8 protein-coding genes are annotated in these 13053 nt (G+C 52.2%); 5 read left to right on the plus strand and 3 right to left on the minus strand.

Annotated elements, in window-relative coordinates:
* Nucleotides 1–50: 50 nt before the first annotated feature.
* The 3 genes from J1778_RS14695 (at nt 51) to dcuR (ending at nt 4213) form a co-directional block, all read left to right on the plus strand.
* Entirely contained in the window at nt 51–1694 is a 1644-nt protein-coding gene (locus tag J1778_RS14695; protein WP_217173800.1) for a carbohydrate porin, read from the plus strand.
* Between the two features lie 183 nt (nt 1695–1877).
* Nucleotides 1878–3497, plus strand: a complete 1620-nt coding sequence (locus J1778_RS14700) for a sensor histidine kinase (protein WP_217173801.1) — start codon at nt 1878–1880, stop codon at nt 3495–3497.
* Nucleotides 3494–4213, plus strand: a complete 720-nt coding sequence (dcuR, locus tag J1778_RS14705; RefSeq protein WP_112286620.1) for a two-component system response regulator DcuR — start codon at nt 3494–3496, stop codon at nt 4211–4213. Before J1778_RS14700 ends, dcuR begins: the two co-directional genes overlap by 4 nt.
* Here dcuR and J1778_RS14710 read toward each other — a convergent pair.
* Together J1778_RS14710 and J1778_RS14715 are read right to left on the minus strand one after the other, a co-directional pair.
* On the minus strand, nt 4207–5169 hold the full coding sequence (locus tag J1778_RS14710) for an FAD:protein FMN transferase (RefSeq protein WP_217173802.1): 963 nt from the start codon (nt 5167–5169) through the stop codon (nt 4207–4209). The genes dcuR and J1778_RS14710 overlap by 7 nt on opposite strands.
* A 23-nt stretch (nt 5170–5192) precedes the next feature.
* Nucleotides 5193–7970 carry a flavocytochrome c gene (locus tag J1778_RS14715; protein WP_217173803.1) on the minus strand — a complete coding sequence of 926 codons (2778 nt, stop codon included), beginning with the start codon at nt 7968–7970 and terminating at the stop codon, nt 5193–5195.
* 760 nt (nt 7971–8730) lie between these two features.
* Here J1778_RS14715 and J1778_RS14720 point away from each other — a divergent pair.
* Nucleotides 8731–10242 carry an anion permease gene (locus J1778_RS14720; protein ID WP_120163653.1) on the plus strand — a complete coding sequence of 504 codons (1512 nt, stop codon included), beginning with the start codon at nt 8731–8733 and terminating at the stop codon, nt 10240–10242.
* 190 nt (nt 10243–10432) lie between these two features.
* Entirely contained in the window at nt 10433–12079 is a 1647-nt protein-coding gene (gene fumA / locus J1778_RS14725) for a class I fumarate hydratase FumA (protein WP_217173804.1), read from the plus strand.
* A gap of 73 nt (nt 12080–12152) precedes the next feature.
* On the opposite strand, the gene J1778_RS14730 is transcribed toward fumA, so the two are convergent.
* A complete protein-coding gene (locus J1778_RS14730; protein ID WP_217173805.1) occupies nt 12153–12926 on the minus strand; it encodes a DUF3750 domain-containing protein in 774 nt (257 codons plus the stop codon).
* Between the last annotated feature and the right edge of the window lie 127 nt (nt 12927–13053).

Below are 13053 nucleotides of genomic sequence, written 5' to 3' on the forward strand. Positions count from 1 at the left end.
AAATAAACTGCCCTTTCAACAATAACCTCAAATAACAATAAAGGTTCGCTATGCGTTTAACGACAATTTACGCAGGAATGTCATGTCTTTTTATCGGCATGGTATCGCCGGCAATCAGTTTCGCAGCCGGAAATACGTTAACGATAGAACAGCGTCTGGCTTTGCTGGAGCAACGATTAAATCAGGCTGAAAATGATGCCAGACAGGCGAAGTTACGCGCCACACAGGCTGAACAGCAAACCCGTGATGCCGATGCCCGTGCCAGGATGGCGGAAAACCGGGTGCAACAACTGGAAAACCGCACGTCAGCCGTTGAGGCACAAACTGCGGAAACGGGTAAAAAAATCGACGATACCGCGCTGGCCTCTGCCAGGACCCGCCCCGCAGACAATGGATTTGAGTTCTCAGGTTACGCGCGGTCGGGCATGTTAATCAACAGTAACGGACGGGGTGCCCGCGGTGGACCGGGAGTCTCTCCGGCCAGCTCTATTGGCGGCGATGCCCATGTCGGGCGTCTGGGTAATGAAAAAGATAATTACGTTGAACTGAGTTTTATCAAACATCTTCAGTTTGATGACGGCTCGAAAGCACGGTTTAAAACCATGTTGGCCGACGGGGCAAACAATCCCGATCCGTGGGTTCAGGATAACGACAGTCATCATCTGAATGTGCGTCAGCTTTATGTCGAAATGACGGATTTACCCAGTTTCAGCGGGCCAGTCAAAAACGCCACTCTCTGGGCCGGCAAAAGGTTCGACCGGGATAATTTTGATATCCACTTCACCGACAGCGACATCATGTTCCTTGGTGGCACCGGTGGCGGGATTAATGACGTGCAATGGACACCGCACTTCAAAAACGATTTCTCCCTTTATGCCCGTAATTTTGGCGATCTTGGCAGTGACCGCTATAACGACAACGATGTGCAAAACGTCATGCTTACCGCCAACAGTTTCTTTGATAACTGGCAACTGATGCTGACCGGCATGGCGGCGCAGGGTAACGATGAGCTGAAAGACAACACCTCCACCACCGGCAGCTATGCGCTGCGTAGTGACAACACCGCGCAACATGGGTATTACGCGATGCTGGCTTATCATGATAAAGAGCGGTTCTATGGCGTATTGCCGGGCAGCTCAGAAAGCGCATTGCAGTTCGGTAACGGTCTTGGGGCAGAAGCACGGCAACCGGGCAGCGATGGAGATCTGACCCGTGATGCCATGTCAGTCAGGTTCGCGTCGTACGGCATTCTGCCGGTGTCGAAAAACTGGGAAATCGCGCCGTCGGTAATTGCACAACACAGTGAAGATCGCTACCGCAGTGGCGACCGTTATGACTGGGCCACATTCAACCTTCGTGCCTCCCAGGCCATCACCCAGAACTTCGCGCTGCTTTACGAAGCCTCGTGGCAATATATGGATCTCAATCCTAACGGCAGAACCTACAACAATGACGGAGATATTGACGCATATCAGGCTGTAAAAGGAGATTTCTACAAACTGACCTTTGCTCCGACATTCAAGGTCGGCGACGTGTTCGATATCAAAGCGCGACCTGAAATTCGTTTCTTTGTCACCTACATGAACTGGGATAAAGAATTGGATCGTTATGCGGTGAACGATGATTTTGGCAGTGCAGGCTTCACCGCAGGCGGAAACTGGAACTTCGGGGTGCAAACTGAGATCTGGTTCTGATGAAGATTCCCCGTGCATCCCACTTTTGAAAGTATTAAATAGCGGAAATATCAGACAAATAGTCATATCATTATGCGTGAACAGGGATGGTTCACGCAGTGTTCAACGCCAGACCGCCGGACGAACAACGCGAACTGTCAAAATCATCAATGAGCATTTGGCTCTTTTCTCTCCGGGGCTCCCATGAGCGACTCGCAGCAACGCCATCCCGTGCGCAAGCACCCCATGAAACTCAGCACATCTGTCATTCTGATGGTCAGCGCGGTGATTGCTTCCGTGTTGCTGGTTGTGCATATGCTTTATTTTGTGCAGGTCAGCGATACCACCCGCGACGGCGTGAAAGATAAAGCGCTTGCCGTGGCCCGCACCATGGCGGATTTACCGGAAACCAAACGCGCCCTGCTTCTGCCGCCTGACAGCAATATCATTCAGCCGATTGCCAGCTCAGTACAAAAACGCAATGACCTGCTGTTTATCGTGGTCACCAATATGGACGGCATCCGCTATTCGCATCCGAATGCTGATGTGATCAGTCATCATTTTATTGGCGATGACATCAATCCGGCACTGCTCGGCAAAGAAAACGTCTCGATCAATAAAGGCACGCTGGACGAAGCCCTGCGGGTTTTCACGCCGGTTTACGATGCTAATCACAGGCAAATCGGCGTGGTCGCCATCGGGATTTCGCTGGTCAAAGTCACTGAGCAAATCAACAAGAGCCGCTGGAGTATTTTGTGGACGGTGCTGTTCGGCATGATTGTGGGCGCGCTCGGCACGTACTGTCTGGTGCGAATGCTCAAACGCATTTTGTTCGGGCTGGAACCTTATGAAATTTCGACGCTGTTTGAACAGCGTCAGGCGATGTTGCAGTCGATCAAAGAAGGCGTGATCGCAGTGGATGACCAGGCGCATGTCACGCTGATCAACCAGACTGCCCGGCAGATATTTCAGGAAACGGCTAAAGACGTGACACCGGACGAAAGCACTCTGCCGTTGATCGCCAATCTGCGGGATGTGGTGAATACCGGTGTTCCGCGCCGCGACGAAGAAATCAATTTCAAAGGCCGTTTACTGCTCAGCAACACGGTGCCGGTGCGCAACAACGGCGTGATTATCGGCGCTATCTGTACTTTCAGGGATAAAACCGAGGTCAGCCAGTTAATGCAGCGCCTGAGCGGCATGGTAAACTATGCAGATTCGCTGCGTGAACGTTCGCATGAGTTTATGAACAAACTGCACGTGATCCTCGGATTGCTGCACATGAAAAGTTACACGCAGCTTGAGGATTACATCCTCAAAACGGCCAATAATTATCAGGCAGAAATCGGATCCCTGCTGCTGAAAATCAAGTCGCCGGTGATTGCCGGTTTTCTGTTGAGCAAGATTAACCGCGCGTCTGATACCCGGCATCTGCTGACGCTCAGCGATGACAGCCTGTTGCCGGACAACAATAATGAAGATCAGGTGGCCGCGCTGATCACCGTGCTGGGTAATCTGATTGAAAATGCGCTCGATGCGCTTGGTGAAGAGCCTGACGGTGAAGTCAGCGTGCTGCTTCACTATCAGAACGGGCAGCTGGCCTGCATCGTGAGTGACGATGGGCCGGGTATTCAGCCGGAAAATATTGAAACCATTTTTGAAAAAGGGGTGTCGTCGAAAGGTGACCAGCGCGGTATGGGCCTGTTCCTGGCCAAGCAGCAGGTCGAAAGCCTGGGGGGTTCGATTAATGTCGAATCTGAGCCCGACGTTTACACCCAATTTTTTGTACAACTTCCCTGGGATGCGGAGAGGACAAGTTCTTGATCAATGTGCTGATAGTTGATGACGACGCCATGGTAGCAGAGCTGAACCGCTGTTATGTTGGCCAGATAGAAGGCTTTACGTGCTGCGGTACGGCATCCACGCTGCAACAGGCGAAAGATTTGGTTCTGAATTCAGAGCTGTCTATCGATCTGATTTTGCTCGACGTGTATATGCAGCAGGACAACGGGCTGGATTTACTGCCTGAACTGCGCAATGCCCGCCGGCCGATCGACGTGATTGTGATTTCTTCTGCCGCCGATGCAGAAACCATCAAAAAGTCGCTCAATTATGGCGTGGTGGATTATCTGATCAAGCCGTTCCAGTTCTCCCGTTTTGAGGAAGCGCTGACCGGCTGGCAGCAGAAAAAAACGCTGATGGATAATCAGCAGTATTATGAGCAGTCCGACGTTGACCGGTTGATCCACGGGAGTAACCCGGCCGCAGCGGACACCAAAAAGCTGCCGAAAGGCTTAACGCCCCAGACATTACGCACGTTGTGTCAGTGGATTGATGCCCATCCGACCATGGAATTCTCCACGGATGAACTGGCCAGCTCGGTCAATATTTCGCGGGTGTCGTGCCGTAAATACCTGATCTGGCTTGCGCAGATGAACATTCTGTTCACCAGCATTCATTACGGTGTCACCGGCCGCCCGGTTTACCGCTACCGTTTACAGGCCGATCACTATTCGCTGTTAAAACAGTATTGTCAGTAAGTCGTGATCCGGTAGCTGTCATCCAGCGGTGTAAAGGTAAACTGCCGCTGCGATGACAAAATAATTTGCCCGTCACGGGTAACAAATACCGCCTCGATGTGCGGGATCTGCTCAAGATACGCCAGACTTTTCTCCACCCCCATCCCGTACAGCAACGTTGTCCAGATATCGCCGTCAATAGAATCTTCAGAAATAATGGTAACGCTGAGCAGTTCGTTATCCAGCGGATAGCCGGTTTTCGGATCGAGAATGTGGTGATAACAGTGACCATCCAGCTCGAAATACCGCTCGTAAATACCGGAAGTCACCACCGATTTACCGATGACGTTAATCACCCCAATCAGCGCATCCGGCGAAGAAAACGGTTTTTTCAGGCCAATCGCCCACGCCCCTTCTGCCCCCGCACCGAGTGTCTGAACGTTACCGCCCAGATTGATTAACGCCTTCTCAACCTGCTGTTCGCGCAGATAATCACGCACGACATCGGCGATGTAACCCTTGGCAATAGCGCCCAGATCAATCTCCATGCCAGCCTGTTGCAGAAACACTGAACGGGCTGATTCATCGAGGATCACGTCTTCTGGATCCGTCAGCAGCAGCAGCGCTTGTAAATCTTGTGCTGCCGGAATGGTGTGACCGCTGAAGCCGATTTTCCAGCGCTTAACCAGCGGGCCGATAGTGAAATTGAAACTGCTGTCGGGCAGGCAACTGATGGCTTTGGCGCGGCGGATCAAATCAAAGACCGGCGCGCTGACAGTGACAGGGTCACGTCCTGCGGCATGGTTAATCGCCATAATATCGGAATGCGGGCGATTCACCGTGAAAGTGTTTTCCTGATGTTTAATCAGCCTGAAAACGCCAGACGCCAGACTCTCGTTATGTTCAAACAGCTTGAGAAGAATGGGCGAACCCATCAAAACAGCGGAATAAGCATAAACACGATCGTCTGGCGTCATTGTATTACCTTACGTGATAACGGTTACCGCATCGCGAATTTCGCGGCGTTTTGTCCTGCAAGGATACCGAAGATAATGATATCTGCAACGGCGTTACCGCCGATACGGTTACCGCCGTGAATGCCGCCGACCACTTCACCCGCCGCAAATGCGCCGCCGATCACCTGTTGCTGTGCATCCAGCACGCAGGTTTCGGTGTTGATGGTGACGCCGCCCATGGTGTGATGCACGCCAGGCGCGATACGGATTGCGTAGAATGGCCCCTGATTAATTGGGTGGCGCAGCGCGGTGCGGCGACCAAACTCTGCGTCATCCTGCTTATCAACGGCTACGTTATAACTTTCCAGCGTAGCGAGGAAGGCGTCTGAGTCCATCTCCAGTTTCGCCGCCAGTTCGCGTGGCGAATTGCCGCTGATCACAAATCCTTTGGCAATGTATTCGTCAGCCGCTTTGTTGTTCAGGCGCACCTGTTCGTCGAACACCACATAAGCGAATTTCTCCGGCAACGCGATAATGTTCGCGGACACTTTGTCGCGGGTTTCCATCTCGTTGAAGAAGCGTTTGCCCGCCTGACTGACCAGAATTGCCCCGCCGCCACGAATGGCTTCAGAAATCAGATAAGACGTGGTCTGTTCCACAGTCGGGTGGATCTGGATTTCACCCATATCGACAGTACCGGCACCAATATTCTGCAAAATTGCGATACCGCTGCCGGTCGCGCCTTTGTGGTTGGTGGTGACGAAACCGTCCAGCTCTGGGCGGTATTTCACAACCATATCGCGGTTGGCGCTGAAACCACCGGTAGCGACAATGACGCTTTTCGCGTTAATCACCAGCACTTCGTTTTCATCATTGAGCAGATTCACGCCCTGCACTGCGCCATCGGCATAACGGATTTCAGTGACGGAAGTGTCGAGCATGACGTCGATATTGCGTTTGTTGAGATTCTTCACCAGACCGCTGATCAGGAAGCCGCCGACTGCGCTGCGATCCGCCGGACGGTGCGTACGGTCGATGCTCATTCCGCCGGTAATGGTGATGTCGCTCAGTTCAATATTGTGCTCGGCCAGCCATTCCACGGCCTGCGGCGCACGTTCGATGAACTCTTTCAGCAACACAGTATTGTTCTTGAACTGGCCGCCTTTCAGGGTTTCCTGATAGAACAGCTCTTTGCTGTCTTCGATGCCTTTCAGACGCTGGAAGCGGGTTTCTGCGGCATTCATACCGACCGATGCTTTAATGGTATTACCGCCGATAGTCGACATTTTCTCAACAATCAGGACTTTCGCCCCTTCGTCACATGCCTGAATTGCCGCCGCCAGACCTGCACCGCCGCTGCCTACCACCACAACGTCGTAGTTTTGTGGCTCATTCAGGCTGCCGCCCTCTTCGAGCAACTGCGCTTTGCAGGATTTAGCGATCGCTTTGGATACCGCTTTTTTCACCGCTTCGCTCTGTTCGGTCGCGCCAGTCACCGCATCAACGTGCGGGCTGTTGGCGTCCAGAATACGGGTACGGATGATTTCAAAACTGGTGGTGAATTCCACATCCAGATCCGCACCTGCTTCCAGCGCGATATCGGCAATGCGGTCGGTTTCCAGGCTGACATTGATCGCCAGTTCATGCGCAGGATCCTGTACTTTTTCCTGGAACACACCGGCTTTGAATTTCTTCGACGTCATGCTCATGTCGCGGATCATCGCGTCCACCAGCGAGAAACGCCACAGCGGCTCAGGGATGGTCAGCGCCTCGCGTTGGGTGCTGTCGATGAACAGATCGAGTTTCTGATCGGCAGCGATACGGTCAGTCCAGTCCGGATAGGCGATACAGGCTTTACCGATGGCAATCATGTCGTAGCCGTGTTCCAGCGCTATATCGGCGTCAGATTTATTGACGATGCCGCCCACGCCCATCACCGGAATTTTTGCCAGTGTGTCTGAACGCATTGCGACATATTTGTCGATCAGCGGCGTCGGATCCGTGGTATCAACAATGGAAGGACGCAGCGAGTAACCGAGGGAAAAATGCAGGTAATCCAGACCGCGCGCCGCCAGTTGTTCCAGCAGGTACATGGTGTCGGCAAAACGGATACCCGGTTCTTCCAGTTCTTCGGGCGAGAATCGATAACCAATAATGAAAGAGTCGTCGGCATATTTCTTCGCCATCTCATGAGTAATGTCCAGCACCGCCAGCGGGAAACGGGCGCGATTTTCACGGCTGCCGCCCCATTTGTCGTCACGCTGGTTGGAGTTCGGAGAGAAGAATTGCTGGATAAGATAAGTATTGGCACCGTGGATTTCGACGCCGTCGAAACCGGCTTCAATGGCACGACGCACACCTTCACCGAATTTGGCGATCATGCCATCAACTTCTTCTGCGGTCAGCGCGACGGGTGTGGCTGCGCCTTCACGTGGAGCTGCCAGCGCACTGGGTGCGACAGGCTGCTGGCCGCCAATCAGTTTTGGCTCACTCATGCGTCCGCCGTGATAAATCTGCAAAACGGCTTTTGAACCCTGAGATTTCACTGCGGCAGCGATTTTCGCCAGTCCGTCTATTTTGGCGTCGTTGTCGATACCGATAGCACCCGGGAAAGCCAGCCCTCTGTCATCAACAAAGCAGCATTCAACAATCACCGTACCGATGCTACCGGCGCGGGCACGGTAATATTCGACCAGTTCGCTGGTGACAGTGCCGTCGTAAAAACCGGTGCAGGTGGTCATTGGCGCCATCAGAATGCGGTTTTTTAGCACAGTGCCATTCGGTAAAGTAAACGGGCTCAATAGCAGATCGTTGTTGCTCATAATAGTGACTCCAAACTTTAAGGTTTTAAATCTGAATTCGTCACCGGCGCGCTATTTTTGTGAAGCGTGATGAAATGTTTATTTATTATTCGTTGTATTATTTCATGGCCGGAATCATGTTTATTAATATAGTTTTATTTTTACTTTCTAAACCTCTTACATTAGTTAATTAACTATTTATCTATTAACTTAATACCTGTTATATTAAAAATATGTTAACTAATAAATTAAATAATCACATTACTGTAAACTACGGGCGGAATTGTATTTAACTGATGAGAATATTATTACATCCTGCCGCCTCTCACCTACGGCAGATCATGAAGTTCAGCCGCTGGCAAGTGGCGCAGGATCGCCTGAAGGCAATCTGCAGATGTTGTCCCGGACTGTGAATGGCTCTCATTTGGCCTACTCCGTTTTTGCTGATCTCCTTCCCGAACGCTCACCGCAGGAGATGTCGATCTCCTGTCTCGCCATAATTAATCAGATAAAGCGTGTTCTTTTGTTTTATTCGATTTAAAAAACAATTTAGCCCCGTATTTTCTTGATCAAGATCAACAGTTAAAAATAGGGAAATCGCATTATATAAACATTTCCTCCCTCTTACGGGGAATAAGGGTTAGCAAACAAAAATAACAATAATGAGGCAATGAACATGCCACTATTGAATAACTAAAGAAAATATTAAGTAACTAAAAAAACCAGACAACATCTTACCTATGCATCATCACAATATTCCTAACTACCTAAGATAAATATTATGAGCGAAATAACAAAAACTGCGGTGAAAGAGCCAGCGAAAAAAGCCGAACCCGGCAAAAAAAATCGCTGGATCTTTATGATACTTCCCGTGCTGGTGTCGGTGCTGTTGCTGCTGGTTCCGGTGCCTGCCGGGCTTGAACCTTATGCATGGCATTTCTTCGCTATCTTCGTGGGTGTCATTGTTGGTCTGATTTTCGAGCCATTGCCGGGAGCCGTTATCGGCCTCACCGGTGTGGTGGTCATCGCCCTGTTCAGCCAGTGGTTGTTGTTCAGCCCGGCGGAACTGGCGGATCCTAAATTCAAAACCGCAGCCCAGTCCTTCAAATGGGCGGTCAGTGGTTTTGGTAACTCCACGGTCTGGTTAATCTTCGGGGCATTCATGTTTGCCGCCGGCTACGATAAAACCCAGTTTGGTCGCCGTCTGGCGCTGATCCTGGTGAAATATCTCGGTCGCCGCAGCCTGACGCTCGGTTACGCCATCACCTTCGCTGACCTGTTGCTGGCACCGTTTACGCCTTCCAACACCGCGCGCAGCGGCGGCACAATCTACCCGATCATTGCCAACCTGCCGCCGTTGTACGGTTCAAAACCTAATGACCCGAGCGCACGTAAAATCGGTTCGTACCTGATGTGGGTGGCCATTACCGCGGCGTGTATCACCAGCTCCATGTTCCTGTCCGCACTGGCACCAAACCTGCTGGCACTGGGTATCGTGAACAGCGTAACGGGTATTAACATTTCGTGGGGCACCTGGTTTATCGCCTTCCTGCCGGTCGGTCTGCTGCTGCTGCTGACCATGCCGCTGCTGGCATACTGGTTCTACCCGCCGGAAGTGAAAATCAATGACGAAGTGCCGCGCTGGGCGACTGCTGAGCTGGCGAAACTGGGCAAAATGTCCCGTCATGAAATCCTGCTGCTGGTATTCGTGTGCTGTGCGCTGGCGATGTGGATTTTCGCTGCAAGCTTCATTGAACCGGCAATGGCCGCACTGCTGGTCGTGGTGCTGATGCTGTGGACCGGTGTTCTGAACTGGAACGACATCACCAGCAACAAACCGGCCTGGAACACCTTTGCCTGGTTCGCCACACTGGTGGCGCTGGCTGACGGCTTGTCCCGCACCGGTTTCATCGCCTGGCTGGGTAAAGAAGGCGCAGCGCTTATGGGAGGTATCTCACCGGGTGCGGCGACGATTGCACTGCTTCTGGCGTTCTACCTGCTGCATTACCTTTTCGCCAGCACCACGGCGCACACCACTGCGCTGTTACCGGCTATGCTGACTATTGGTGCCGCCATTCCGGGTATTAATATGCAGGTATTCTGTCTGCTGATGGTGACGTCTCTGGGTGTTATGGGGATCATCACGCCATACGGTACGGGTCCAAGCCCGATTTACTACGGCAGCGGTTATCTGCCAACCAAAGATTACTGGCGTCTCGGGACGATCTTTGGTGCCATCTTCCTGATTGCTTTACTGGTGATCGGTTATCCGTGGATGGTGATGATGTTCTGATTGTGGCGATAAAATCACCCACAAAGCTTTAACAGAGCATTTACTGAAAGAAAACATATAAACCCCGTTGCCAGCCTGTGTACTTGGCTGGCAACATACAGAACGAATATAAATGTCGCCCCGAACACCTCTGCTATACCGAATCAACATTCCAATCCGTGGCGGCAAAAACGGAAAAAGTGAGAAAACAATGTCGAACAAACCGTTCTATTATCAAAATCCCTTCCCCGTTTCTGAAGATGACACCGAATACTACCTGCTGACCAAAGATCACGTCTCTGTCAGCACCTTCGATGGCGAAGAAGTATTAAAAGTGGAACCGCAGGCGCTGACCCTTCTGGCCCAGCAGGCGTTCCATGATGCTTCTTTCATGCTGCGCCCTGCGCATCAGCAACAAGTGGCCTCCATTCTTCATGATCCGGAATCGAGCGAAAACGACAAATATGTCGCGCTGCAGTTCCTGCGTAACTCTGAAATCGCGGCCAAAGGTATTCTGCCGACCTGTCAGGACACCGGCACCGCCATCATCATGGGTAAAAAAGGCCAGCGTGTCTGGACCGGCGGCGGCGACGAAGCCAGCCTGTCTCAGGGCGTGTACAACACCTTCATTGAAGATAACCTGCGCTATTCCCAGAACGCCGCGCTGGATATGTACAAAGAAGTGAACACCGGCACCAACCTGCCTGCGCAAATCGATCTCTACAGCGTCGATGGCGACGAATACAAATTCCTGTGCATCGCCAAAGGCGGCGGTTCTGCCAACAAAACCTACCTGTATCAGGAAACCAAAGCGCTGATCACGCCAGCTAAGCTGAAAGATTATCTGGTTGAGAAAATGCGCACGCTGGGCACCGCAGCCTGCCCGCCGTACCATATCGCCTTCGTGATTGGCGGAACTTCCGCTGAAGCGACGCTGAAAACGGTGAAACTGGCCTCCACCCATTACTACGACGGTCTGCCAACGGAAGGTAACGAACACGGTCAGGCATTCCGCGATGTCAATCTGGAACAGGAACTGCTGGTTGAAGCCAACAATCTTGGCCTGGGCGCGCAGTTCGGCGGCAAATACTTTGCTCACGATATCCGCGTAGTGCGTCTGCCACGTCACGGCGCATCTTGTCCGGTCGGCATGGGCGTTTCCTGCTCCGCAGACCGTAACATCAAAGCCAAAATCAACCGTGACGGTATCTGGATCGAAAAACTGGAAGACAACCCAGGTAAATACATTCCTGAAGCCCTGCGTCAGCAAGGCGAGGCCGGTGTAGTGAAGGTTGACCTTAACCGTCCGATGAAAGAAATCCTCGCTCAGCTTTCTGAATATCCGGTGTCTACCCGCCTTTCCCTGAGCGGTACGATCATCGTCGGTCGTGACATTGCGCACGCCAAACTGAAAGAGCGTCTGGATAACGGTGAAGGCTTGCCGCAGTACATCAAAGATCATCCGATTTACTACGCAGGCCCGGCGAAAACCCCTGAAGGTTACGCTTCCGGTTCTCTCGGTCCGACCACCGCAGGACGCATGGATTCCTACGTGGATCTTCTGCAATCCAACGGCGGCAGCATGATCATGCTGGCAAAAGGTAACCGCAGCCAGCAAGTCACCGACGCATGCCACAAACACGGCGGTTTCTATCTCGGCAGCATCGGCGGCCCGGCAGCCGTTCTGGCTCAGCAAAGTATTAAGAGCCTCGAATGTGTTGAATATCCTGAACTGGGTATGGAAGCCATCTGGAAAATCGAAGTCGAAGACTTCCCGGCGTTCATTCTGGTGGATGACAAAGGTAACGATTTCTTCCAGCAAATCCATGCAAGCACCTGCGCGAAGTGCGTGAAATAAGCGCCTTCTGAAAGACAAAAGGCCTGCCAGAAATGGCGGGCCTTTTTTATGGATATGCCGGTAAAATCTCTGACTAAAGTTCTGCTTTCCCCGGATTATCAAATCCGACCCGCCCGACAAACGGTAAACGCAGCGCCGGGTTTTTCACATCGACACCCAGGTTCAGCCCCAGCACGTTAACTTCCAGACCTTCTTCTACGCCCAGCGTGACGCCAAGAACGCCGAGCAATGACACCTGAACACCGCGCCCCGAAGGCGGCAACCCAATCGGATGGGTAATTCCGCGATAATCCTTACCAATCGCGTTAGACGGCATATCCAGTTCAAGCTCCGGTACTTCACGGCCAATATGCGCCATAAACGTATTGCTGTTTGGCCCCGGCCAGGCGTGATAAGTGTGCGGATACGGGTAGCTTTTAATGGCGGCTTCAATTTTTGGGATCATCATCTGCGCCTGCACGCCGCGGTGATCCACCAGCAAACGTGGCTGCGAGCCAAACCAGTAGCCATCCGCAATGGCGTAATTGCGGCGAACCACATTGGTGCTGCCCCAACTGATAACGTCATAACGGGTAAACTCGGTCTCTCCTTCCCGCTTGAAAATAATCCACGGATGCACGGCGACCAGCCCGCGCCAGCCATAGGTCGGTGCGGCATAAATCTGCACGATAGCAGTACTTTTGAGTTTTGCCGGATCCGGTGCAATTCCGGCGGAATCCCGTCGCGCCGTAGACCAGCTTTGCCCTGCGGGTTCTTCACGGGTTTGCGAGGCCTTTGCGTAGCTGTATCCGAAAGACAGCAGTAAAACGAGGACAAACCCGAGACTAAACCATTTTATGGCGATCATGCTTTTATTCACCTTTGCCAGTCTGTTGGAAACAACATCAATGCCTGAATCGTCTCTAAAGTAAAGACTTACCGCCTCATGCACTAGCGCATGCATAAAAGCGCCCGTCCGTCATCCGAGGCTCTGC

This window comes from Rahnella bonaserana, from assembly GCF_019049675.1.
In the GTDB taxonomy this organism is placed as follows: Bacteria; Pseudomonadota; Gammaproteobacteria; order Enterobacterales; family Enterobacteriaceae; genus Rahnella; species Rahnella bonaserana.